General features: G+C 35.6%; 22 protein-coding genes. 9 read left to right on the plus strand and 13 right to left on the minus strand.

All coding sequences use genetic code 11. The annotated features are described in order from the left end of the window. Nucleotides 1-37: 37 nt before the first annotated feature. A complete protein-coding gene (locus tag HNQ00_RS04585) occupies nt 38-1,447 on the minus strand; it encodes an MATE family efflux transporter (RefSeq protein ID WP_173837157.1) in 1,410 nt (469 codons plus the stop codon). A 223-nt stretch (nt 1,448-1,670) separates the two neighbouring features. On the opposite strand from HNQ00_RS04585, the gene HNQ00_RS04590 reads away from it, so the two are divergent. The 3 genes from HNQ00_RS04590 to HNQ00_RS04600 all read left to right on the plus strand — a co-directional run bounded on the left by HNQ00_RS04590 (nt 1,671) and on the right by HNQ00_RS04600 (nt 5,543). Continuing rightward, nucleotides 1,671-2,237, plus strand: coding sequence for a hypothetical protein (locus tag HNQ00_RS04590; RefSeq protein ID WP_173837158.1), 567 nt, complete (start codon nt 1,671-1,673; stop codon nt 2,235-2,237). Between the two features lie 372 nt (nt 2,238-2,609). Further along, the gene (locus HNQ00_RS04595; RefSeq protein WP_173837159.1) at nt 2,610-3,344 is read left to right on the plus strand and encodes a DUF72 domain-containing protein; all 735 of its coding nucleotides are present in this window, start codon (nt 2,610-2,612) and stop codon (nt 3,342-3,344) included. A 48-nt stretch (nt 3,345-3,392) separates the two neighbouring features. Next, nucleotides 3,393-5,543 carry a catalase gene (locus HNQ00_RS04600; protein WP_173837160.1) on the plus strand — a complete coding sequence of 717 codons (2,151 nt, stop codon included), beginning with the start codon at nt 3,393-3,395 and terminating at the stop codon, nt 5,541-5,543. A 59-nt stretch (nt 5,544-5,602) separates the two neighbouring features. On the opposite strand, the gene HNQ00_RS04605 is transcribed toward HNQ00_RS04600, so the two are convergent. The 3 genes from HNQ00_RS04605 to HNQ00_RS04615 form a co-directional block, all read right to left on the minus strand. Then, on the minus strand, nt 5,603-7,360 hold the full coding sequence (locus HNQ00_RS04605; protein ID WP_173837161.1) for a cytochrome-c peroxidase: 1,758 nt from the start codon (nt 7,358-7,360) through the stop codon (nt 5,603-5,605). A gap of 91 nt (nt 7,361-7,451) precedes the next feature. Then, nucleotides 7,452-8,894 carry a lipoprotein gene (locus HNQ00_RS04610; RefSeq protein ID WP_173837162.1) on the minus strand — a complete coding sequence of 481 codons (1,443 nt, stop codon included), beginning with the start codon at nt 8,892-8,894 and terminating at the stop codon, nt 7,452-7,454. 126 nt (nt 8,895-9,020) lie between these two features. Continuing rightward, entirely contained in the window at nt 9,021-9,902 is an 882-nt protein-coding gene (locus HNQ00_RS04615) for a PPK2 family polyphosphate kinase (RefSeq protein ID WP_173837163.1), read from the minus strand. Between the two features lie 213 nt (nt 9,903-10,115). On the opposite strand from HNQ00_RS04615, the gene HNQ00_RS04620 reads away from it, so the two are divergent. The 4 genes from HNQ00_RS04620 (at nt 10,116) to HNQ00_RS04635 (ending at nt 14,692) form a co-directional block, all read left to right on the plus strand. Beyond that, nucleotides 10,116-10,952: a DUF6929 family protein gene (locus HNQ00_RS04620; protein ID WP_173837164.1), complete on the plus strand. Its 837-nt coding sequence runs from the start codon at nt 10,116-10,118 to the stop codon at nt 10,950-10,952. Nucleotides 10,953-11,063: 111 nt separating this feature from the next. Then, on the plus strand, nt 11,064-11,564 hold the full coding sequence (locus tag HNQ00_RS04625) for an RNA polymerase sigma factor (protein WP_173837165.1): 501 nt from the start codon (nt 11,064-11,066) through the stop codon (nt 11,562-11,564). A gap of 2 nt (nt 11,565-11,566) precedes the next feature. Further along, nucleotides 11,567-12,508 (plus strand): hypothetical protein, encoded by a 942-nt coding sequence (locus HNQ00_RS04630; RefSeq protein ID WP_173837166.1) that lies wholly within the window; start codon nt 11,567-11,569, stop codon nt 12,506-12,508. A gap of 39 nt (nt 12,509-12,547) precedes the next feature. Continuing rightward, on the plus strand, nt 12,548-14,692 hold the full coding sequence (locus HNQ00_RS04635) for a vWA domain-containing protein (protein WP_173837167.1): 2,145 nt from the start codon (nt 12,548-12,550) through the stop codon (nt 14,690-14,692). 65 nt (nt 14,693-14,757) lie between these two features. Here the strand turns inward: HNQ00_RS04635 and HNQ00_RS04640 are convergent, their stop codons facing one another. Further along, the gene (locus tag HNQ00_RS04640; protein ID WP_173837168.1) at nt 14,758-15,645 is read right to left on the minus strand and encodes a L,D-transpeptidase; all 888 of its coding nucleotides are present in this window, start codon (nt 15,643-15,645) and stop codon (nt 14,758-14,760) included. 264 nt (nt 15,646-15,909) lie between these two features. Between HNQ00_RS04640 and HNQ00_RS04645 the strand changes: the two genes are divergently transcribed. Further along, the gene (locus HNQ00_RS04645; protein ID WP_173837169.1) at nt 15,910-16,626 is read left to right on the plus strand and encodes a 3-ketoacyl-ACP reductase; all 717 of its coding nucleotides are present in this window, start codon (nt 15,910-15,912) and stop codon (nt 16,624-16,626) included. A 177-nt stretch (nt 16,627-16,803) separates the two neighbouring features. Here HNQ00_RS04645 and HNQ00_RS04650 read toward each other — a convergent pair whose 3' ends face one another. Beyond that, entirely contained in the window at nt 16,804-17,253 is a 450-nt protein-coding gene (locus tag HNQ00_RS04650; RefSeq protein WP_173837170.1) for a hypothetical protein, read from the minus strand. Between the two features lie 183 nt (nt 17,254-17,436). Further along, a complete protein-coding gene (gene mtaB, locus HNQ00_RS04655; protein ID WP_173837171.1) occupies nt 17,437-18,765 on the minus strand; it encodes a tRNA (N(6)-L-threonylcarbamoyladenosine(37)-C(2))-methylthiotransferase MtaB in 1,329 nt (442 codons plus the stop codon). An 87-nt stretch (nt 18,766-18,852) separates the two neighbouring features. On the opposite strand from mtaB, the gene HNQ00_RS04660 reads away from it, so the two are divergent. Beyond that, on the plus strand, nt 18,853-20,457 hold the full coding sequence (locus HNQ00_RS04660; RefSeq protein ID WP_173837172.1) for an ABC transporter substrate-binding protein: 1,605 nt from the start codon (nt 18,853-18,855) through the stop codon (nt 20,455-20,457). A gap of 55 nt (nt 20,458-20,512) precedes the next feature. Here HNQ00_RS04660 and HNQ00_RS04665 read toward each other — a convergent pair whose 3' ends face one another. The 6 genes from HNQ00_RS04665 to HNQ00_RS04690 all read right to left on the minus strand — a co-directional run bounded on the left by HNQ00_RS04665 (nt 20,513) and on the right by HNQ00_RS04690 (nt 26,092). Next, complete coding sequence (locus HNQ00_RS04665; RefSeq protein ID WP_173837173.1) at nt 20,513-21,316, minus strand: Cof-type HAD-IIB family hydrolase; 804 nt, start codon at nt 21,314-21,316, stop codon at nt 20,513-20,515. A gap of 81 nt (nt 21,317-21,397) precedes the next feature. Next, a complete protein-coding gene (locus HNQ00_RS04670) occupies nt 21,398-21,616 on the minus strand; it encodes a DUF2007 domain-containing protein (protein WP_173837174.1) in 219 nt (72 codons plus the stop codon). A 28-nt stretch (nt 21,617-21,644) separates the two neighbouring features. Then, complete coding sequence (locus HNQ00_RS04675; RefSeq protein ID WP_173837175.1) at nt 21,645-22,319, minus strand: DEAD/DEAH box helicase; 675 nt, start codon at nt 22,317-22,319, stop codon at nt 21,645-21,647. An 80-nt stretch (nt 22,320-22,399) separates the two neighbouring features. Next, nucleotides 22,400-23,563: a sigma-54-dependent transcriptional regulator gene (locus HNQ00_RS04680; protein WP_173837176.1), complete on the minus strand. Its 1,164-nt coding sequence runs from the start codon at nt 23,561-23,563 to the stop codon at nt 22,400-22,402. A 251-nt stretch (nt 23,564-23,814) separates the two neighbouring features. After that, the gene (locus HNQ00_RS04685) at nt 23,815-25,137 is read right to left on the minus strand and encodes an ABC transporter permease (protein ID WP_173837177.1); all 1,323 of its coding nucleotides are present in this window, start codon (nt 25,135-25,137) and stop codon (nt 23,815-23,817) included. A gap of 34 nt (nt 25,138-25,171) precedes the next feature. Next, nucleotides 25,172-26,092 carry an ABC transporter ATP-binding protein gene (locus tag HNQ00_RS04690; protein ID WP_173837178.1) on the minus strand — a complete coding sequence of 307 codons (921 nt, stop codon included), beginning with the start codon at nt 26,090-26,092 and terminating at the stop codon, nt 25,172-25,174. Between the last annotated feature and the right edge of the window lie 11 nt (nt 26,093-26,103).

A 26,103-nucleotide genomic window follows, 5' to 3' on the forward strand; every position in this document is an offset into this window, starting at 1 on the left:
TTGCCTTTATAATTTTAGTGTCAGCTTTTGTACGAATTTAAAGTACGTACTCATCTGCTAGCGTTTGCGGTGCTGGATTTTCGATAATTAATCTCTTTGTTAATTTATTAAATCGAATATATAAAAACACTGCTGCAGTTGTCAAGCCCGCTAGCAAACCAATCCAGATACCTGTTGCTCCTAGAGTGGTATAAATGCCTAGATAAATCGAAGTAGGAAATCCAACTACCCAGTACGCAATGAAGGTAATGTACATAGGGATTTTCACATCTTGTAAACCACGCAATGCACCCAGGAATACCACTTGAATTCCATCTGAAATTTGGAAAACTGCCGCAACTACTAGTAACTGCGCTGCAATCGCTACCACCTCAGTATTAGCTGCTAAATCTTTGACATTATTCATATCTATAAATAAAGCTGGTAATTGTTTATGGAACAGTATAAAGATAAGCGCAAACAGTGTCTCGAGCAAAATAGCGACAAGAAAAACCGAAATAGCTACTACGCGTAACTGCTTATAATCTCCTAATCCTTTTTGGTTCCCTACTCTAATGGTCGCTGCAACACTCAATCCCATAGCAAACATGAAAGTGAACGAAGCCAAGCTCAACGCAATTTGGTTCGCTGCCTGATTGGTGATTCCCAACCTTCCAGACAACCATACTGCGGCTGTAAACAATCCTACTTCAAAAAACATTTGCATTGCAGATGGCGCTCCTAAACTTATAATTTTAAGATTAACCTCTTTCTTTATCTTTTTTATCGAAAACCCTTCAAAGAAAGGATGAAATTTGGTCATATTTTTCATTTGGAAATGCATGTATCCAAGCATTACAAAACGAGAAACAATGGTACCTATTGCAGCGCCTACAATTCCTAATTCGGGAAAAATCCAGATACCATAAATAAATAGGTAATTTAAAAACACATTAACAACATTCCCTAATATGGTAGCCCACATAGAGATTTTAGTTTCACTCATACCGTCAGCAAACTGCTTATAACCCTGAAAGATTATTAAAGGAATAAGCGAGAACGCTACAATATCTAGGTACGGCTTTGCTAAGTCAACAACATTCTCAGGTTGGCCCATAAAACTAATCACAGGTTTAGACAAAAAGATTACTGCAAATAAAACGACTCCTAATATAGTACACAAATACAAACCATGATGAAAGGCACTGCGACCATCGGCTATACTTTTTCGACCATCAGCCTGAGCTGCTAGTGGTGTAATAGCGGTTGAAAAACCTATCCCTAATGACATTGCAATAAAAACGAAGCTATTTCCTAGAGAGACTGCCGCTAATTCAGTAGGCCCTAATTTACCTACCATAATATTGTCGACAATACCCACGATGGTATGTCCTAACATTCCTAATATTATAGGATAGGCTAGCTTTAAATTATATGAAAACTCTTTTGTATAAGTATCTAAGTTCACTTTGATGTTTTTTTGGGTACAAATATAATTAGAAGGTTTTGATTACCCTATATAATAATGACTAAGCTATTATTGACGGCTAGTATAAGTAATATTCTATAACAAATGTGCATAATACTATAACAATTAAAATGCGCTATCGTTCTAAATTTGTCCCTGTCACCACGGCAATATAAACGTTCAATTGGGACACACAATTAAAACAAACAAAAAATTAATTTACATGAGAACTACAACAAAAATCAAAGCACTTTTAGTATTAGCTGTTTCAGCATTTTTCTCTAATGTATCTTCTGCACAAGATACTTCATCAAATTATGATCAAGGATTTCGTTTGGGAGTTGGAGCTAACGTAGGTTACGCTGTTAACGATCCTTATAAATTAGCAGTAGGTGGTGATGTTAGATTACAATATGACTTGTCAAAAAAATACTCTCTAACATTAACTACAGGATATACTAACTTATTTGTAAGTAAAGGTGATGCATTCCCAGGTGAAACTGAAGGAAAAGATTTAGGATTTATTCCTGCAAAAGCTGGTTTTAAAGCTTTCGTACTAGGTGATTCATTCTATGTAATGGGTGAAGCTGGAGCTGCATTTGCTGTGTCTAATGGATACCACCAAACTTCATTATTATTATCTCCAAGTATTGGATATGCTACTAAATATGTTGACGTATCAGTTCATTACGAGCACTACAACGATTTTAGAAAAATGAACAATGGTTTATCAGACGGTAGAGGTGTTGGACAAGTAGGTGTACGTTTAGCTTACGGATTCAAACTATAAAACATATTCTAGGTAATTGATTTTACCTACTATTTAAATGGCAGTATTAAGAGCAATCTTAATACTGCTTTTTTATTGTTTAAAAACCAAAACAGCACGCTAATTTACACACCACTACTACAACCGTACTTCGTTAACAAACAGATTATTAAACCGAAAAATATTACAATAATTCTGTAAACTATTTCGTCGTTATCTTGCTAATTTTACGCAGAGCAAGCAGAAAACTTTATCGAATTTGAAGGTTTTCAGATTAGTATTCATTCTAATAAACAACCTTCTGTATTGCAATCTAACACAAGGTTGTAGCTACTAGTTCAACAGTAAATAATTCTTGCCTCGATATAAAACATAGCACACCAATCTATAGTAATGGAAAAAATATTTAAAATAGGCTGTTCGAGTTTCTACAATAAAAAATGGGCTCCTGCTTTTTATCCCGAAGAACTGCCATCAAAAGAATGGTTCAAATACTATAGTAAACACTTTGACACCTTCGAAATCAACGCTACATTTTATAAATTTCCAACCATCAAGGTCATGGGAAACTGGTACAATAGGAGTCCGAGTCATTTTATATACTCAGTAAAAGCACCCAAAGAGATTACTCACCTTAAAAAACTTAAAGATTGTGAGGAACGCATTAGTGAATTTTATACAATTTGCAAAGAAGGATTAAAAGAGAAACTAGGGTGTATCTTATTTCAATTCCCTCCTAGTTATACTTTTACTACTGAAAATCTATACAGTGTACTTCGAAATCTCGACAGTAGCTTTGATAACGTAGTTGAATTTCGTCATGAAAGTTGGTGGAACGACGAGGTGATTCACAAATTAACAAGCAGAAATATTTCGTTTTGCAGCGTGAGCCACCCTACGCTACCCCAGCATATTGTAACACAATCGCCCATTCAATACATTCGTCTTCACGGAAACAAGCAATTATTTTATTCGAAATATACTCAAAAGGATATTGATTTTATAAAATACCAACTAGAGCTCCACGAAAACAAGAAAAAGGCCTTTATCTATTTTAATAACACAGCCAGTGAAGCAGGAATTGTGAATGCACAAATGATGCAGCATCTTGTTGACGATAGAAACTGAACATTACACAATAATACCCACTAGAACAAAACAATAAAACAAACTATCATGAAAGACAAAGCAAACAAACCACAAGAATCGACTAATGCCAAATTAGAAGATTTAAAAAGAAACACCACCGAGTCTACTGATCAATTGATGAACACTGACCAAGGTTTACTGATCAATGACGACACAAATTCCCTTAAAGCAGGAAGCAGAGGACCGTCATTATTAGAAGATTTTATTTTAAGAGAAAAGATTACGCACTTTGATCATGAACGCATTCCAGAACGAATTGTTCATGCTAGAGGTTCAGCTGCACATGGTTACTTTGAAGTGTACGAATCTATGGAGAAATACACAAAAGCAGGTTTCTTACAAGATCCAAAGATTAAAACGCCGGTTTTTACTCGTTTCTCTACGGTAGCAGGATCGAGAGGTTCGACTGATTTGGCGCGAGATGTTCGTGGTTTCTCAGTGAAGTTTTATACTAAAGAAGGTAATTACGATCTAGTAGGAAACAACATGCCTGTTTTCTTTATCCAAGATGCGATTAAATTCCCCGATCTTATCCACGCAGTAAAACCAGAACCGCACAACGAAATTCCGCAAGCTGCTTCAGCACACGATACTTTTTGGGATTTTATCTCCTTGATGCCAGAGTCAATGCATCAAGTTATGTGGACCATGTCTGACCGTGCTATTCCTAGAAGTTTGCGTATGATGGAAGGTTTTGGAGTGCACACTTTTCGTTTTATAAATGCGAAGAATGAATCACACTTTGTAAAATTTCATTGGAAACCTAAATTAGGAATCCACGGAGTCTTATGGGACGAAGCACAAAAAATCTCTGGTAAAAACTCTGATTTTCACCGTCAAGATTTATGGGAAGCTATTGACAATGGAAACTTTCCTGAATGGGAATTAGGTGTACAATTAATCCCAGAGACTGACGAGCATAAATTTGATTTTGATTTATTAGATCCTACAAAATTAGTTCCTGAAGAATTAGTTCCAGTGATGAAAATTGGTCGTATGGTTCTCAATAGAAACCCAGACAACTTTTTTGCCGAAACAGAACAAGTGGCTTTTCATCCAGGACACATTGTTCTTGGAATCGATTTTACAAACGACCCATTGTTACAAGGCCGTTTGTTCTCTTACACCGATACACAGCTGTCAAGATTAGGAAGTCCTAATTTTCACGAAATACCAATTAATAGATCGACTAACGAAATCCACAACAACCAGCGTGATGGGCACATGCGCCAGCAAATTAATCCTGGTCGTGTGAGCTATCATCCCAACTCTCTAGGAGGCGGTTGCCCATTTCAAGCAAAAGCTGATCAAGGTGGTTTTGAAAGTTTTAACGAGCGAATAGATGCGCACAAAGTGAGAGAAAGAAGTAAAAGTTTCTCTGATCACTTTAGTCAAGCAACTCTTTTCTTTAACAGTATGACTGCTGTAGAACAAAATCACATCATCAAAGCATTCCGTTTTGAGTTAGGAAAAGTAGAAACGGAAGAAATACGTGTGCGAATGTTAGGGTTCTTATCTATTGTTGATGAGACTTTAGCTAAAAAAGTAGCAGAAGGTTTGGGAATGGAAGTACCAAAAACACTTCAAAAACCCTTGAACCAAGGCGTAGGTGCAGATCCAAATCCGGATCAAGAAAGTATTATTAAAAAACCAAGCGTAGCAACGTCTGATGCTTTAAGCATGTTGAAAAGTAAAGAAAACAACGATACGATTGAAACAAGACAAGTTGCATTTATTTGTACAGATGGTGTAAATGAGGCATCATTAAATGGCATGAAAAAAGCACTTGAAGACAAAGGCGCTATGGTAAAAATTATAGCACCTCATCTAGGAACCATTAAAACAGACAAGGGAACCGAAATCCCTGTGGATCAAAGTCTGTTAATTGCCGCTTCGGTATTATTTGACAGTGTTTACATTCCAGCTAATGCCAAATTTGATTTTAAAGACAATACGCCCGATGTAATCGAATTTATCAATGAAGCATACAAACATTGTAAGGTAATTGGTTTTGGAGAAAACATCAAAGACTTTATCAAGGACACTATGATTCCATTGGATGATAAGAAAAATAAAGACAACGGAATTATCATCAGTAAAGAGGATAATAGCAATGCACAAGAGTATATTTCTGCATTAGCACAACACCGTTTTTGGAAACGTGAACCAAAAGCATAATCTTAAAAACTATAAAGGCTCTGAAAATTTCAGAGCCTTTTTTATTTGAGCAAAAATACTTATTTTATATCAGTGAGTGTTTTCATGAAAGCAACCAACTGCTTTTTCTCTAAATCACTTAAATTTAGTTTGTCTGTGGGTAATGTTTGATTATCGAGATTAAACCCCAAACCTGCTCCTCCTCCTTCTTCATAAAAATCAACAACTTCTTCCAGTGTTTTGTACACACCATTATGCATGTAAGGCGCAGTCAAAGTGATGTTTCTAATGGTGGGTGTTTTAAAAGAGTTTTTATGAAGTGGCGCATTCGAAATTAAATATTTCCCTAAATCGCCATCTAGTTTACCACTCTTATCCGGAACCCCTAATACTTCACTTTCAGAACGGTCATAATGTGGAGGTGCCGTACCGTTTGTCAAAGGAATAAAATGACAGCTGGCACATTTAGCTTTACCTGCAAATAGATTAAAACCTGCTTTCTCATCTGCTGTAAAAGTGGTTTCGGCACGCATGTAGCGATCAAACTTAGCGTCGTAATTACTTAGTGATCGTATGTAAGAAGCCAATGCATTTTTAATCTCAAAAGCACTGATCTCTTTCTCAGGAAACGCCTTTTTGAATTGAGCTACATACTCTTTATTTTTCTTGATTTCGATTGCGGCGGCATCCATGTCACCATGCATTTCTTCTTTGTTTGTAATGACCGCAACCGCTTGGTCTTCGAGATAATTCACTCTAGAATCACTAAAAAAGGCTCTTTGAAAAGCAATATTGCTTAATGTAGGTGTATTTCTTTTTACATAAGTTTTTCCGTTAAAGGATGTTGCTTTTTCGAGTCCGTCAGTGAAGGCTTTATCCTCATGATGGCATGAACCACACGACCTGCTGTTGTCTCCAGATAATACAGGATCGTTGAATAACATTTTCCCTAAAGCGATTTTGTCAGCAGTTGTTTTATAATCTGGAAAGCCCGAAAATGCTTCCGCATCAAATGCATTTTTATCGAATAAGGTAGCAGCATTAGTCTTTAAACCACGTACCTCATCAAAAACAGGAATACCCAATCTTAATTGCGACTCATACAAACCGCGACTTAAAGGGTTTCCTACGTTCAAGATAAAAGCGGCACGATCGAATTTATCAAAGGGTATTTTAGCTGACGTTTGTTTTATTCCTTCGTTGATTAATTGTATTAAATTTTTAGCCTCTTCACTTTCACTATCATAAACAGCTAAGTAACGTTTTAGCGTCTGTAGCGCTGGAATGACCTCTGGAATAGAATTTTTAGCCAAAGGTGAATCAAATCCAGTGATCCCTAGTGTAATTATTCTAAAAACTTCTAATCGCATGGCGTCAAAAACATGGGAATCTGTCAGCGTATTGGTCTTCGCTAACGAAGCAATACGTTTCAAATTTGCCGTCACAATTCCTATTTGTTTTAGAAGTACTTCCTTTGATTGTACATCATACTCCGGAAACAACAATTCTTCTATGACTTGAAAGCCTTCGGGAGCAATTACTTTTCCATCGTTTTCTTCGTACTCTGGAATTGCAGGTCCGTTTACTGCTTTTGTAACTGATGGAAAATAATACTCACTTAACATTTCAATCTTTTTGTACTGCTCGTGCGTCTTTAAAAATTGTTGTTGTAATTTTTGTGCGTCTTGATTGGACTCGATTCCCTTTTGCAATAGCGAAACTTCCTTAAAGACTAACGCAACATCAGCTTTAAACAAGTCATTTACTTGTACCGCCTTTTCTTTTTTCTGACAGCCAATTAAAACAAGAAACAACAGGAATGGGATAATTTTTTTCATAATAAATAGTGCTACTAGAAAATTTTATATAAACCAAAAGCCCCAGTTTCAATTAAGAAACCGCAGGCTTTAGTTTATAGTATAAAAATGTTTATCTCGCTAGTCCTTTGATTAAAACAATTTGACTTGCTTGGTTTTCGTTAGGACGGCCTTTTCCACCATCTACTCCTTTGTATTTGTCACCTGTCCAGGTATGTGGTTGCACACTCAATAAGAAGGTGTCATCGATTCCTAATTGTTCTGACACATCGATTAAAGCACCATATTCCCATTCTCCAAAACCTGATGTTCCACCTACATTGTATTTTGCAGCATCAGTAGCTGTACGACGGTGGTCTAACTCAACTACTACTTTTAGTTGTTTTGTAGCAATGTTGTATTGATAAATATAACCATCGTGTGTTTCATCACCATAACCGTTAGCATCTTCTTGTACATAAACGTAGTTTTTAGTCACACATATATTGTCAGGATTCTGGAATTTACCTGCAATTCCTGTGCGGTCGTCTCCGTCTAATAAAACTTGTAAAGTCCCTTTAAGAGGATTAGTAGCGTCTAAATTTAACTTATACACTCTACCGTATTTTGTTCTAGAAGCATCTGCATTATTCCCAGTAGTATTTTGACCGGTTACATTAAAATAGATTTCGCGATCAGCATCTTTACCACCTTTGCGATAATCTAGATCCTCTACACGACCAAATTTAATTGCTTTCAACGTATTTACTGAGGCGTTAATTTGTGCTCCCGTAAGCGTAGTATGATCTACAATTTTTACAAAAGAAACGTCGTAGTTTTGATTAGCAACCATATCTTTTTCTCTCTGGTTATCGTCATTTCTTTTCATCATGTACAGCGATCCATTAGCAAGATCTCCTACTTTATCAGCAACATACATGAACAATTGCCCTCCATAAGTTCCAGAGTCATCATCCCCAATTACAATTACTGTTTTACCGGCAAAGGCAGTAGCTTTTAACGGCACTGCATTTTCAGCACTTAAACGTCCTAAACCTGGTAATTCTCTTGAAACGCTACTTGTTCCAGCATCTGCATAAGGATCTAAACCGTGTGTACGTGACTCTTGTCCTGACTCTCCACAAGTTAAATACAAAGGACCAAAACCGTGCTCAGCAGGAGTTGCCATCGTAGCACCACAAAGCCTCCACGTTGCACCATCTGAGTTTAATAAATATTCTCCTTTTACAGGCTTAAATGTTTTGTCTAGCGTAATTCTTGATACAGAGTAGTTGTCTTCGTTGTTTACTAAAAAAGTAAAAGTGCCATCAGCATTTTTCAGTAATCCAGATCCATCTGCTGATCCCCCAAAAACAAATTTAGGGCTCGCTGGTAAAACGTCATCTGAACTAATCAAAGAGAATAATTCTAAATTTTCAAAACCTGCTTGTTTTTTCAACAATACAGGAGTTGTAGATTGTTCTGCAAGTACAACATCGGTTTTTGCTGTTGCATCTTCATTGTTACATGCACTTAACGCAGCTATAAAAAGCAACGGAAGAATAATTTTTTTCATTTAGTTTGTTTATTTGTTCGAGGCAAAGAAACAAACCCACCTTTAACAAGAAACAAACAACAGATTACTAAAATGTAAAGAATTTAATGCAAATTCAGTCAATCAAAATATTTTCTTAACCTTACCTTATTCTTCTTTCTCTAATTGCGCTTTATATTCTTCAATATTCTTTTTTACCTTCTCATCTAGTTCTGGCTCTTGAATATCAGTATACTGTTTCATTTCTTGCCAGATAATTTCGGCAACAATGTATCGCGCCATATCCTTATCATCGGCTGGAATAATATACCACGGCGCATTCTCTGTTGCTGTTTTATTGATTGCCTCTTCGTAGTACTTCATATATTCGTCCCAGAACCCTCTTTCTTTTAAATCTCCAGTCGAGAACTTCCAGTTGTGCTCCTCTTTTTCTAATCTTCGCAACAGGCGTTTGCGCTGCTCATTTTTACTTAGATGGAAATAAAATTTCATTACAATGGTGCCATTTTGAGTAATGTGCTTCTCAAAATTATTCATTTGCTCCATTCTGTTTTCCCAAAACTGAGGTGTAATATCAGCCACACTCTCTATACCCGGCAGGTTTTCGTTCAAGATATATTCAGGATGTACACGAGTTACTAATACATTCTCATAATGCGTTCGATTAAAAATAGCAAATTTCCCCTTCTCTGGTAAAGCCAGGTAATGCCTCCATAAATAATCGTGCTCGAGCTCAGTAGAATTGGGTGTTTTAAAACTACTCACCACCACACCACGCGGGTTAAATTCCTTAAACACCTCGCGTATTAAACTATCCTTACCCGAAGTATCCATTCCCTGCAAACAAATTAAAACGCCGTAACGATTGTGTGCATACATCACATCTTGCAATTCACTTAATTTTTCACGTACACCGTCTAATTTATCCTCCTTAGCATCATCGCTAGCATCTACATCTAGTTGCGTGGGAATATCAGCTAAACGAATGGGTGCAACAACCTTAAAATTCTTTGGATCTATTGATTTCATAGTATATAAATTATTAATTAAAGTAAATATAGTATTTTTGTGTAGCAATTTCCAGCTTTACATTGCAATAGATTTTTGTATAATAGCTATTTTATTAGCCACTGCAGGAGCTTCTTTTAGTCGCTCTGCATTAGCTATAAAAAAGGCCATTTTACTGCAATCTATTTTCATTTCAATCTGGGCTAAACAGCCTGCTCGCAACAACAATTTCTCATGAAAAAATTCACACTCGAACTAGTATTTCACATTATTGGTATTGGCTCTGCCTCAGGATTATTTTATCAAAATGATTTACTATACCTTATAAGTGACAACAGTAGTTACTTATATGAGTACAATATAAAAATAGAACATCTTGAAAAATATCCCTTGTATCACAATCCGTCAGAGAATATTTTAAAAATAGACAAACCTGATTTTGAATCGATTACTCACTTTCAAGATAGCTTATATATTTTTGGGTCAGGATCAACTGCTAATCGCAACCGCATGATTGAATTTAGCATTCCTCAAAAAGAAAAAATTCAAACAAACAACATGGTCGATATCTATGCCATCATGCAAAGTTTTGCGAGTATCAAGGAAACCGACTTTAATCTAGAAGGCGCTAGTTACGACGGTGAGTTTTGGTATTTCTTCAATCGAGCTACAAATGATTCTAATAAAAACACCGTTCTTACCTTAAAAGCTAAAAAACTAGATCAAGAATTTGCCTTATTATCTAATGATTACAAACTACCTAAACTTAAAGGCGTTAGAACCTCTTTTACTGATGGAGTACTTGTAGGCAACAAACTTTATTTTTTAGCTGCTGCTGAAAACACCAAATCAACTTATGAAGATGGTGAAATATTAGGGAGCATTATAGGCCGTATCGATATCGAATCGATGAAAATTGACTTTACTAAAACAATTTCTACAACCAATAAATTTGAAGGTCTTACTGTTTACAAACAACAGGGAAACCAAATCACTTTTCTACTATGTGAAGACAAGGATAATGATGAAAGTAATAGTGCTATTTTCAAACTAACGCTTGACTTAAAATAAAATATTTTAAAAAAAACACAGGCCCTTCCCAACCTTTTTATCTTTTTTGCTCTCTTTACTATTAAAGACCTTATTGTGATAAACGAAAATCTAATAATAGCTTGCAAAAAAATGCAACGAGATGCCCAGCGTCAAGTGTATGAAGATATGGCGCCTAAACTCTACCGTACCTGCAAACGGTATTTAAAAAAAGAAGAAGAAATTGAAGAGGTGCTTGCTGATGCATTTTATACTATTTTCACAAAACTTGACCAACTTAAAGAAGTAGGCGCTTTTGAAGCTTGGGCTAGAAAAATCACAGTAAACCACTGTCTGGCGAGTATAAAAAAGAACACTAATTTCAATATGTATCTTGATGATATCGCATCAATTTCACAACCATTTACTAATGAAGTAACCGATCTTGAAGAAGAGGACTTACTTAATTTACTAAACCACATTCCAGAGGGTTGCAAAACCATTTTTAACCTATTTGTTATAGAAGGTTATGGCCATAAGGAAATAGCCCTCATGCTCAACATTTCTGAAGGTACTTCAAAATCACAATTGAATGCCGCAAAAACAAAGTTGAAGGATTTAGTAAATAATTTGTATTACCAAAAACTGAAATAGTCATGGACAATCAAGATAAAATATTCGATAAAATAAAAACTGCTTCCCAAAAAGCAGAAGCCATGGATTTTCCAGGAATGGAAAAAGTATGGGCAAGAGTTGACGAGAAACTAGATAAAAAAGCATTAAAGACTAAAAGTAAACTTTGGAAAAAAATAGCCATTGCAGCATCTGTATTATTACTAATATCTGTAGCATACCAAGTTACTCAACCAATAAACGAACTTCAATCTGTCAAAAATAATATTGTCATTATAGACAGTATCATAAAGAAAAAACCGCAACCTAATGTGCCTGCAGTCGCTAATGCTACTATTGACACCGTAAAAATCAATAGCGTTCTTAAAAACACCCGCATTGTTTCCAATCAGCTTAGTATACCTCAAAAAAATGAGGCCATTGTCATGGAAGAAGTTAGTGCTCCTAAAGCAGCTCCACAAGCGATTCCACAAGTAGAAGACAGTAAACCTTACAAGAAAGAAAGCCTTAAAAAAGAGGGTAGTCAGTTTCGCTCCGGAGCCATATATGACGCTAGAGTTGTTAGCCATGCAGCTGCAAACAATCAAAGTTCATTGCAATCAGATTTAGTCCAGTCACGAGCTGCTGCATCACCATTAGTAGTTATTAATGGACAAGCCTTGACAGCTAAAAAAAGTAAAGCCCTAGGCAGCACAGGAGCTGAGGTAGCTTCTAATTTAGAAAAAGACACTGTCGAATCTATATTTGTTTTAAAAGAACCATTGTATATTATCAATGATGTTGAATATAGTGAAGAGGAATTATTTGGAGCTAATCCTACAAGTCCATACGCGCCGCTAAACAAACAAGAAATTAAAACCATTAATATCCTTCAAAACGATGAAGCCATTACTATATATGGTGACAAAGGAAAAAAAGGAGTTGTTATTATTACCACTAAAAACCGAAAACCAGTAGGTAAGTAACGCCAAAAAATCATTTCTAACATTTTAAATATTACGATCATGAAAAGTCAAAAACTTATTTCATTAGCCATTGCTATGCTTTTTTCTATCCTAAGTTTTGGACAAGAAAAAACAATCACAGGAATTGTAACCGATGGAACAGCACCTCTAGCAGCTGTACGCATCTTAGTAAAAAACACAACACAAGAAACGCAAACAAATTTTGATGGAAAATATTCTATCCTAGCTAAAAAAGGCGACCAACTCGTCTTTAGCTATATTGGCATGGAAACGAAAACGGTTAAAGTTGGTAACTCAAATACTATCAATATAGTATTAAACAGTCAATCAGCAAACTTAGCTGAAATTGTAGTCGTAGGATACGGGAATAGAAAACAAAAAGCGACAGCTGCTGCTGTTTATAGCATGAACAGTCCTAATGCAAATTATATAAGTTCAAATAATACAGGACTTCAAGGTACAGTAGCTGGAATCCAGATTAGCCCATCAAATAATTACGCAAACACTACCATTAGAGGCATCGCATCACTTTCTAACAACGATCCGTTATATATCTTAGATGGTGTCCCTGTAAATAAAGAAGTCATAGATCAATTAGACTCTAAAACCATTAAAAATGTTACAGTAAAAAAAGGAAGCACGGCAACTGCTGTTTACGGAGCAAAAGCTAGCGGTGGCGTTATCATTATGATCACTAATAACGGTGTACAGCAAAATCTTTCTAAAAAAGAACTTGAGGAAAAAATAGCGCTACTAAATATAAGACAACAGCAACCAATAGCAGTGGATCAAGAAGATTACGAGAACTTTATCGAAAATCAATTTGAAACACCTAAAGCAGCTCCACTATCTACATTTTCTATTGATGTTGACAATGCTTCCTACACTAATATTAGACGTTTTATAAACAATGGTCAAACCGTACCTAAAGATGCTGTGCGTATTGAGGAAATGATGAACTTTTTTAAATACAACTACCCACAGCCAAAGGACAATAATCCATTTTCCATCACTACAGAATACAGTGATTGTCCCTGGAATACGAAACATCAATTATTGAAAATTGGTTTACAGGGAAAAATCATACCTACTGATGATTTGCCTGCATCAAACATGGTTTTTTTAATAGATGTGTCTGGATCTATGGGGCAAAGCAATAAATTACCATTGTTAAAGCAATCCCTAAAAATTCTAGTAAACGAACTAAGAAAAGAAGATAAAGTAGCTATTGTTGTATATGCTGGAGCAGCTGGTTTAGTGCTCCCTCCTACTTCTGGTGATGACAAGACGACTATTATAAACGCATTAGAGAACCTGAACGCTGGCGGAAGCACTGCTGGTGGTGCTGGAATAGAATTAGCCTATAAAATTGCTCAAGAAAACTTTATAAAAGACGGAAACAACAGAGTCATTCTAGCCACTGACGGTGATTTTAATGTAGGTAGCTCTGCTAATACTGATATGCAAACCTTGATTGAAGAGAAAAGAAAAACAGGAGTATTCTTAACTTGTTTAGGGTACGGAATGGGGAATTACAAGGACAGTAAAATGGAAATACTAGCTAACAAAGGAAACGGAAACTATGCTTATATCGATAACATGCAAGTAGCAAATCGTTTTTTAAGTAAAGAATTTAAAGGGTCGATGTTTGCTATAGCCAAAGATGTAAAAATCCAAATAGAATTCAACCCAAAACACGTGCAATCATACCGATTAATAGGGTATGAAAACAGAAAACTACGCCCTGAAGATTTTAAAAACGATGCCATTGATGCAGGAGAACTGGGAAGTGGTCATACGGTAACAGCTTTATACGAAATCATTCCTACCGGAGTAGAAAGTGACTTTAGCGCGCCTGAATTAAAATACACAGCTGTAAAGAATGACACGAGTGCTTATAGTGATGAATTAGCTACTATCAAATTTAGGTATAAAAAACCTGATGGAGACAATAGTATTGAGATGGCACAAGTTATAGCAAACAAAACAACAGCCATACAACTAGCTTCTGATGATTTAAAGTTTAGTGCAGCAGTAGCTTGGTTCGGTTTAAAATTGAGGGATTCAAAATTGATTTCGAATAAAGCTACTAAAGACATTATTACACTTGCTAGTCAAGGATTATCAAAAGATCCTGAAGGTTACAAAGCTGAATTTATTAGATTAGTAGAAGCGGTTAAATAGAAGCTAACCTACTAGATTACTGAACATAAAAAAACTCCTTTTTTCAAAGGAGTTTTTCTTGTAAATTATTTTGATTGACTTTCAAATGTCATTCTATTTTTTTGTTCTTTAATGATACTTGCCATGAAAGGAGTTACAATTTTATCCATTTCATCCTCAGTAATAGCTAAAGCCTTTGGTGACTTAACCACTTGTAGCCATGGTTTTTTTCCGTCAAAATCATAGGTTCCAAAAACTACTACCGGAGTTCCTTTTACTTTCACCGTTTCTTTGTCGGCTAGTTCCCATTGATCTGCAAATTCGTATAAGTACTTGGCATCACGTTCTTGTAATCTCAGGCAAGAGTGAGAGGCTGGATAACCTGGCAAACTATATTGGTGAAAACCAACACCTAATTTATTTTCGATATTAAAATTCCATTTTAGATCCCACTCATCATTAAAAGTACTTGTTGTTTCCTCTGCTTTCCAGTTAGTAAAAAATAAACCTGTAGGCGTTGGATCTTTTTTTCTACCCATATTTGTAGGACCAGTGTGCATTAAATGTCCGTTTGCGTAAGCAGCAAAAGTTTGCGTAGGATACGAGAAGAAAATAATTTTTTTAACGTCCTTTAAACTCGCTACTTCTAGTGGAAAAGGCATGTAATATGCTAAATCTCCTGCAGCATCATCTGTGACTACAATTGAATCTAAGCTTTTTAAATTAGCAGCATCCGTTCTATTAAGTGCATAGGCTACTCGCAATTGCAAACTGTCTTTTTGGATTTTTTTAAGCCATTCGGTCGTTTTTACCATGCGATAAGAAACCACTTTTGGTTCTACTCTCTTAGGAGCTTCCACTTCTTTTGTAGTTGTAGCATCAGCTGTAATCACTTTATCTGTCTCTTTAGCCTCTTTACAAGAAGTCATTAAGGCAACAATTAAAATATTTAAAATAAGGATTGATTTTTTCATAATGGGTGTTTTTCTATGTTGTAAAATTCACTTATTTGATGCTAATAGTACTTACACGATTTTATGAAAAAGTTGCTATTTTAAAAGATATATGCATTTCAATGCATGGAGATATTATAGAATCGCAACAGGAAACAATTTTGATTTACTTGATCTCAATTTATCCTATAGTCATCTAAATATTTATTATTAATTTCACTTTTGAATGGCAGCTAAAAAAATCTAAAATGCTAACTTTGTTTCTTACAATTCAAATAAAACAACATGAACCACTTAAAAAATAAAAACGCATTAATAACAGGAGCTGGTAAAGGTATTGGTAAAGCAATTGCATTAGCCTTAGCTAAAGAAGGTGTAAACGTAATTCTAGTTGCACGTACAGCTGATGATATTGAAAAATTAGCAACTAAAATAAGATCGCTGCGTGTGAAAGCACTAGCTGTCACAGCTGACGTCTCTGATATCGAATCTATCAATCAAGCAGTAGCAAAGGGTATGGAAGAATTTGGTTCTATCGATATCCTAATTAATAACGCTGGTATAGCTGCTTTTGGAAAATTCCTAGAATTAGAACCAACAGAGTGGGAACGCATTATCAAGGTGAACTTAATGGGAACTTATTATGCAACTCGTGCTGTATTACCTAATATGATCGAAAGACAAACGGGTGACATCATCAATATTTCATCTACTGCAGGACAAAGAGGAAACGCTTTGACAAGTGCTTATAGTGCTTCTAAATTTGCTGTTCTTGGTTTAACCGAATCATTGATGCAAGAAGTTAGAAAACACAACATACGTGTAACTGCCTTGACACCAAGTACTGTAGCTACTGAAATGGCTAAAGATTTAAAATTAACTGATGGAAACCCTGATAATGTAATGCAAGCTGAAGATGTTGCTGAATTAGTTATCGCACAATTAAAATTGAACCGTCGCGTGTTTATTAAAGAATCTGGTATATGGTCTACAAATCCATAAGACTAGCGTAAGTTTTTTAGGAATACAAACCACAAAAAATAAAAACCATTAAGAGATTAGGATCACTAAGTATTGCACTTAATTTTCTAAATCTTCTAATGGTTTTACTATTTGTAACTTAGATACCGAGTTGCTTCATTGTTTGAAGGTAACTGCTCGATTACTATACTCGAAGTGTTATTGCTTGTCTTCGATTACGGTCTCTTCAATTTCTTCAGGTTGAATCCCTTTTTTTGCTTTTGCTGCGGCACGAGCTGCTTTCTCTGCTTTTGCTACTTCTTTTTCAGCTTTTCTCTGTGCTTTCTCTGCAGACGCTTGTGCTTTCTCAGCAGATGCTTGCGCTTTTTGAGCAGATATCGCTGCTTTCTCTGATCTAGCTGCTAGTTTAGCGGCATTCTTTTCTGCTTTAATAGCGGCTTTTGCAGCACGCTCTTCCTGAGATTTTCTACGCTTTTCGGCTTTAAGCTCCTTTTTCATAGCAGCAGCTTCGGCTTTTGTAGGCTCTGCTACTTTATCAGTAAGTAATAATTGGCTCTCTTTTTTCGGACTCTCTTGAGCAACTGTTGTTGCGCTAAAAGCCATTGATAAAAATAATACTGCAATACAACTTGATAATAAATTTTTCATTTTGGTTTCTTGTTTGTTTAGTTAAAGATAGCGAATATCATACCATACTGGCGCTATTGTGTAATTAATTGGAGAAATAGTATTATTTTCGAAAGTGCAAATAACACCCCAAAAAAAAGTCTCACAAAACATTGCAGCTTGTGAGACTTCTTTTAAAAGACTATTTAGACTATGACTTACAACTTAGACTAGCGCTTCTATAAATTCTAAACGTACACTTCCGTCTTCATCAATTTTAGTCAAATTAATAGGATGTAATGTATTTACTAACTCGGGATTCCATGGTGTCTTCACTTTTACATAATTTTCTGTAAATCCGTGAATGTAACCTTCTTTATTTTCGCTTTCGAATAAAACAGTTCTATTAGTTCCTAACTGGCTTTCATAAAAAGCACGGCGTTTTTTAACAGATAGACTACGCATCATTTTACTACGCTTAGCACGCACATTTCCAGGAACGACTCCATCCATATTTGCGGCCTCGGTATTGTCTCTTTCAGAGTATGTGAATACATGTAAATAAGAAATGTCCATATCATTTAAAAAATGATAGGTCTCTAGAAAATGCTCATCGGTTTCACCAGGAAAACCCACAATTACATCCACACCTATACAAGCATGTGGCATTACCTCTCTAATTTTGTTCACACGTTCTGTATATACTTCGCGCTGGTAACGACGCTTCATTAACTTTAATATGTCATTGCTCCCAGATTGTAAAGGAATATGAAAGTGCGGAACAAACGTTCTGCTTGTTGAAACAAATTCAATCGTTTCATTTTTCAACAAATTAGGTTCGATTGACGAAATTCGTAATCGTTCGATACCTTCTACTTTATCTAATGCTTGTACTAATTCAAGAAAAGTGTGTTCGTGTTTTTTATTTCCGAATTCCCCTTTTCCATAATCACCAATATTCACACCCGTAAGCACGATTTCCTTAATATCTTGTTTAGAAATATCAGATGCATTTTTCAATACATTTTCAAGTTCGTCACTTCTAGAAATTCCTCTAGCTAATGGTATCGTACAGTAGGTACATTTATAATCACAACCGTCTTGTACTTTCAAGAAAGCACGTGTACGGTCTCCTATTGAGTACGAACCAACATAGAAATCGGCATCTGCAATTTCGCATGAATGTACTTCACCCATATCGTTTTTGCTAAGATCATTAATATAATCTGTGATTTTGAATTTCTCAGTAGCACCAAGAACTAAATCAACACCATCAACTGCTGCTAACTCTTCAGGCTTTAACTGCGCGTAGCATCCTACTGCCGCGACAAAAGCTTGGTTATTTAATTTCATTGCTTTCTTAACCACTTGTTTGAACTGCTTATCAGCATTTTCAGTAACGGAGCACGTATTGATTACATACATATCAGCAACTTCTTCAAAATCAACACGGTCAAAACCTTCGTCCTGAAAATTACGGGCAATAGTAGATGTTTCTGAAAAATTCAGTTTGCATCCAAGCGTATAAAAGGCAACTTTTTTTCTGTTTTCCATAGGGATAAACTACGTTTTAAGTAGTAACTTATTATATTTACATCTTTGTAAAAAGAGTTTGCAAATTTACATACAATATTCTTTATAATGAAATCAATAAGCAGCTATCTATCAGTAATTTGTATTGTATTAACATTTGTCTCTTGCGGAAAAGACCGCGAGCAAATTGATGATAAGCTAGTTTTTAAATACAATGAAAGTTCGAACATCACTTCTCTTGATCCCGCCTTTTCAAAAGTGCAATCGAATATTTGGGCTTGTAACCATCTCTACAATGGCTTAGTACAACTTGACGACAGCTTGCACATTATACCAGATATCGCTAAAAAGTGGACAATCAGTGAAGATGCCATGACCTATACTTTTACTCTTCGCAAAGATGTTTACTTCCAAAAAAACAGTTTGTTTGGTAAAGATAGTACGCGAACAGTGAGAGCTCAAGATTTTGAATATAGTCTCAATAGATTAAAAGATGAAAAAGTAGCTTCCCCCGGAGGTTGGGTTTTACAGAATGTTTCCAGTTTTAAAGCGACTACAGACAGTACATTCGAAATAAAATTAATAAAACCATTTCCAGCATTTTTAGGTTTGATGACTATGAAATATGCATCTGTAGTTCCTAGAGAAGTGGTTGAACATTATGGCACTGATTTTAGATCGCATCCGGTAGGCACTGGTCCGTTCCAATTTAAATTATGGGAGGAAAACGTAAAATTAGTTCTTCGTAAAAATCCCTTGTACTTTGAGAAAGACAGCAGTGGAAATCGATTGCCGCATCTTGAAGCTGTTGCCATTACTTTTCTACCTGATAAACAAAGTGGGTTTCTACAATTTATTCAAGGCAAACTTGACTTTACCTCAGGGCTAGACCCATCTTACAAAGACGAAATCTTAACACAAATGGGTGAATTACAACCAAAGTATAAAGACGATGTAAATTTAATCACGGGACCATACTTAAACACAGAGTATTTGGGATTTAGAATGGATGGCACCAATAAAGCAGTGCTTGACAAACGCATACGACAAGCAATGAACTATGGTTTTGATCGTCAAAAAATGATTACTTATCTACGCAATAATATGGGAACTGCAGCTGTAAACGGAATGATCCCAATGGGGTTACCTAGTTTTAATAATGCAGTAGGATATTCTTATGATGTTCAAAAAGCAAAGGCTTTAATAGCTGAATATAAAAAATCAACTGGAGATAAAAAGCCGCTAATTCAACTGAGTACAAATGCCTCATATGTTGATATTGGAGAATTCTTGCAACGAGAGTGGCAAAAAATAGGATTAGATGTGCAGGTAGATATTAGTCCGCCATCGACATTAAGACAATCGATTGCTACAGGAAAAGTGGCTTTCTTTAGAGCTAGCTGGATTGCAGATTATCCAGATGCAGAGAATTATCTGTCGTTATTTTATAGTAAAAACTTTGCCCCTGAAGGCCCTAATTATACGCACTTTAAAAGTGCAGAATTTGATCGCCTGTACGAGCAAGCTTTTAAAGAAACTGAAAACGAGAAACGCTACTTACTGTATCAAAAAATGGATGCTATTATTATTAATGAAGCACCCGTAATTCCTTTATTCTACGATAAGGTTGCCCGATTTACTCGAAAGAACATTTCAGGTTTGGGTATGAATCCGCTCAATTTACTGCAATTAAAAAATGTGGTAAAACATTAAAAAAAAGACGCTCTTTATCTCTTCACATTATGAGATTAAGAGCGTTTTTTTATTACTATTCTTGATTCAAGATAAATCGTTCAATGACCTCAGCAACACCATCGTCATTATTTGAAGCCACAATAACATTCCCTTTGTCTCGCAACTCTGGTGTTACGTTATCGACCCACACGCCTAGACCGGCATATTCAATCATCGTTAAATCATTACCTGCATTTCCTACAGCAATAATTTCACTTTGTAAAACACCCAACTTTTCAGCTAATATTTTAATACTTGCTGCTTTGTCAATTCCGTGTTGTGCTACTTCAAGAAAGAAAGGTTTAGACATACTTACACTTAAATGCGGCATCGTTTCCTTTAAATCTTTTTCTAAAGTTTTCAAATAATCAGGATCTTCAAGTAAAATACACTTTACCGCTGGCGAGTTTACTGTTTCTTTAAAGTTCGCTACTTTATTAAACGGCATTCCTGTAATGTTCAATTCGATATCGATATACTGAGAACTACTCTCACTTACCACAGCTCCATCCACATAGGTAATAATAGCTGTTTTTCTTTGAACACTATAATCGTATAGTTCGTGAATTTGCTCCTTAGTTAGCATTTGTTCAAAGATGATTTGGTTCTCTTTCAAGTTAGTGATCACTGCACCGTTGTAAGAAATAATATAGGACTCCCCTAAATTTAAATCGGTGGCATATTGCGTCATTGCAGGCGTAGGTCTTCCAGAAGCTAAGATTATATGAACACCTTTTTCTTGTGCCTTTTTAAGCATTTCTCTATTTTTACTAGATACCGTATGATCGTTTTTAAGCAACGTGTCATCCATATCTAGCACTAGCATTTTATATTTCATAAGTAGATTTTAGATATAAATAAAAACCCTGCGTCACTAGTGATGATGTCAGGGTTTAAATATAATTAGGCTATTGTTGTCTTAGATACTTAATCTAAATTCTTCGATTATTGGGTGTACTTTACCATAATCTGTTTCTTGAACAAACAACTCAACTGCAGAACCCGAAGTTCCAAAACCAGCTAAGCGTCCTGATTGAATATTGTCTTTCATTAAAACATCTATATTAATCGCTTCAATTTTTTCTTTTAAGGCTAAAGCCAAAATTTCACTTCCAGAAAATACTTTCATTAATCCCATGGCGTTCTTATTTATTATTATATTTTACTTATTCTTTTTCTATTCCTGCTTCCTCTCCCTCGTCAGTATCCTCTTCTTCTTCAAAATCTTCTTGTTCAAAATCAAATTCAAACGGTTCGTCTAGCATTTTATCTGCAAGTGACTCCACACGTTCTGTAAGGTCTGTTGCAAATATGATGCGTTGCGTTTTGACAATACTGTTAGAAATACGCATGATTCTCGTTTCGTGACGCAGTTTTAAAATAGGATCTGCATCATCTACAATAAACATTTTTAAACGGTTTACATTGTAACCAGCGGTAGTAAACATTTCGCTTAACTTTCCAGGAGTACCTACAAGCACATCAATTCCACCAGAGATAAAGTTCTTATCGTATTCCATATCCCCTTTTTCATGAACACCAAATACGGTTAAATCAGTATGCTTACCATATTTTTCAAACATGGATATCATCTCAAGTACTTTGTCTTTATCTTGAACAACGATCAAAGCCCTAGGAGATTGCTCCCCTTCTTTTACTAATTGCTGGATCACGTTAATCACAATAGTTGTCGTTTTCCCACTCCCTACAGGTGCTAATATCAAACAATCAGCTCCACTTTTTATAGTCGAAAAAGTATCTTGTTGTAAAATATTTGCCGCTGTCAAACCGTTGTTAATCAACGAATCCTTTAAACCTTCGTTTAATTTTTTTAATTTCATTTCTATTTGATTCCGATGCAAAAACTTAAAATAACGAAGTACACTTCCTCTTATTAAGATTTTTCATCATTATGTTTATTTTATTTTGATGCAAATAATTTCACGTCACTTTCTGATATTTCGCTTCCGCCAAGAATAATTAATCGCTCGACTACGTTGCGCAGTTCTCTGATATTTCCTGTCCAGTCGTATTCTTGCAATAGTTTGACAGCGTCTTTTGTAAATTTCTTTACTGAAGTTCCCTGCTCAGATGCTATTTTATTTGTAAAATGGGTGATTAGTAGTGGAATATCATCTCTTCGCTCATTAAGTGAAGGAACTTTAATTAAAATTACTGCTAATCTATGGTATAAATCTTCACGAAAACGGCCTTCGGCAATTTCCACTTTTAAATCTTTATTTGTAGCTGCTACAACTCGCACATCTACTTTGATATCCTTGTCTGCTCCTACTCTAGTAATCATATTTTCTTGTAGCGCACGTAATACTTTAGCTTGAGCCGAAAGACTCATATCTCCAATTTCATCTAAGAAAATCGTTCCTTTATCTGCCGCTTCAAATTTTCCTGCACGGTCTTTCACTGCAGATGTAAAAGCACCTTTAACGTGACCAAACAATTCACTCTCTATCAATTCACTAGGTATGGCAGCACAATTTACTTCGATCAAAGGAAAATTTGCACGTTCACTTTTTTCATGTAATTGGTGCGCAACAAGCTCTTTTCCTGTTCCGTTAGGCCCAGTAATTAAGACTCTAGCTTCTGTCTCAGCAACTTTATCAATCATTACTTTTATAAGATTGATAGCGTCACTTTCCCCTATCATTTCGTAGTTTTTACTTACCTTTTTCTTCAGTATTTTATTCTCTACTACTAGTTGCTTTTTGTCTAATGCGTTTCTAACTGTGTTTAATAAACGGTTTAAATCTGGTGGTTTTGAGATATAGTCAAAAGCCCCCATACGCATCGTATTAATTGCTGTTTCCATATCGCCGTGACCAGAGATCATTACCATAGGAATTTCGGGTTTGATTTTTTTAACGGCTTCTAATAATTCGACACCATCCATCTTTGGCATTTTGATGTCGCATAGCACCAAATCATAATCGTTATTTTTAATTTTTTCAAAACCAATAATACCATCTTCAGCATCTTCTACTTCGTAGGTGTCATTTTCTTCAGATAAGATTTTACCTAACACTCTTCGGATTGCTGCTTCGTCTTCTATGATTAATATTTTTGGCATGTTTCTTTAAATTAATTGGTTGTAATTATTAGCTATTTATTTTATCACCGAAAGAAAAATGAAGGCAAAAAAGCCAATTTTCTCCTCTTTAGCCCTGATGGAAGCGGCATCCTCGAAGCCCCGATTTTTAGGGACGTAGAGATACAGCGTACAGCAGGTACTATGTTTACTGACAAAAATCAAGCCATTCGCTCCTACTTCTTAGTTATACAAAATGCAATTTCTTTTTATCGAAAGTACAGTTTAGCTTTTTATCCAGTATATTTCAACCAACGATAAAGCTCTTTCCAACTTGGTTTTTTTCCATACATTAAAATACCTACACGGTAAATTTTTGCTGCAAACCAAACCACTGCAAAAAATGTAACAAATAACAAAGTCACTGATATCGCGATTTGCCACAAAGGTACGCCAAATGGAATACGCATAAGCATTACAATAGGAGAAGTAAGCGGAATCATAGAGAAAACTACAGCAACGGTCCCGTGCGGATCATTAATTACACTAAAAAAACCAACATACACACTCAACATAAGTGGCATGATGATAGGAATTAAAAATTGTTGTGAATCTGTTTGATTGTCGACTGCTGCACCAATGGCTGCGTAAAACGAACTGTATAAAAAATAACCTCCTATAAAATACACTACAAATCCTATGAGAATAGCCGCAATAGGCAAGTTCCATAATTCAGTAATGTATAATTGTGCGGTATTAGTGATTTGCATTTGTGCCTCACTCATTAATTCAGGTGGCATTTTTGTGGCTGAACCCACATTTACTCCAAAGAACATTGAAGCAGCAAACATGATAGATAGACCAATAATAGCCCAGATAAAAAACTGGAGGATACCTGCTAAAGATGTTCCTATAATTTTACCAATCATTAATTGAAACGGTTTTACCGACGAAATGATGATTTCGATAATACGGTTTGTTTTCTCTTCGATTACACTGCGCATCACCATATTACCATATATGATAATGAACATCATAATCAAGTAACCAAATCCACCACCTATGGCGATTTTGATTTCGTTTATTCCCTTTATACTTTGTTCCCCAGACGCTTTTGCTAGGCTTATATTTACTTTTGATTGTGCATTTTGAATGGCTAGCGTATCTAAATTAGCTTTATGTAAATTAATTTTTGTAATCTTATCTGCCACCGTTTTTTGAACTTGTTCAATAAAAACAATGCTAGGACTATTATTAGACACAAATTGAATCTTTGTTTCTAAATCACTCACATTTTTAGACTGCGGAATAATTAAAAGTCCCTCGTAGCGCTCCTTAGTGATACTATCTTTTAAGGCTGCAGTTGCAGTGGTAGAGAGATCGATGTATTTATAGGCATCGTCCTTCTTATTTTTTGTAGTGAACTCCTTGACAAACAAGCCCGACTCATCGTGAACCGCAATTTCCTTTGTATCTGCTTTCATCGAACTTAAATACGTGATAAATGCGATGATAGCAACAAACAATAACGGACTCAAAAAAGTCATTACTATGAAGGATTTGTTGCGCACTTTGGCTACAAATTCTCTTTTTATAATTAATGATATAATACTCATTTACTAATGTATTTTTAAATATTTAAAATAGAAATTACTGACTAACTGCCTGTATGAAAATATCATTAACTGTTGGGATCTTCTCTACAAAGTGCGTTACCTGTCCTTGCTGTGTGAGAATATTTAACAACTCATTAGGTGTAGCATTCCCTATCTGTACCGCTAATTTAAGTTCGTTATTTAACGACTTAAAGTTGGCTGGACTTACTGTAAATTTTTGAGTAAGCGCATACATCAACTGTTCCACATTTGACGATAGAATCCCTACTTCAAAACTATTGGTTTTATATTGTCTCTTCACTGTATCTAACTCCCCTTCAATAAGTTTATTAGATTTATGAATTAGTGCAATATGGTCACAAAGTTCTTCAACACTTTCCATACGATGCGTTGAAAATATGATTGTAGCACCATCCTCTCTTAGCGCTAGAATTTCGTCTTTGATCACATTAGCATTAACGGGATCAAAACCAGAGAAAGGTTCGTCAAAAATCAATAATTTAGGTTTGTGTAAAACACAAACAACAAACTGAATTTTTTGAGCCATCCCCTTAGAGAGTTCTTGGATTTTTTTATTCCACCATCCCTGTATTCCTAGACGGTCAAACCAGTAATTTAATTGTTTAGTTGCTTCTGCCTTAGACAAACCCTTCATTTGAGCTAAGTACAAACATTGCTCCCCTACCTTCATACTAGTATAAAGTCCGCGTTCCTCTGGAAGATACCCTATATATTGTACATGTTTAGGCTGCAATGGTTCACCATCGAGAATTATTTGGCCGCTATCAGGTAATGTGATTTGGTTTATTATTCGAATAAGAGACGTCTTTCCAGCGCCATTAGGACCAAGTAAGCCGTAAATACTGCCCTTAGGGACAGTCAAAGAAACTTCGTTAAGCGCCACGTAATCACCGTACTGCTTTACTACCTTATTAACTTCAAGTAAGTTACTCATGTAAAAGTTGA

Origin of the sequence: Flavobacterium aeripolare, from assembly GCF_013294025.1 — a bacterium.
In the GTDB taxonomy this organism is placed as follows: domain Bacteria; phylum Bacteroidota; class Bacteroidia; order Flavobacteriales; family Flavobacteriaceae; genus Flavobacterium.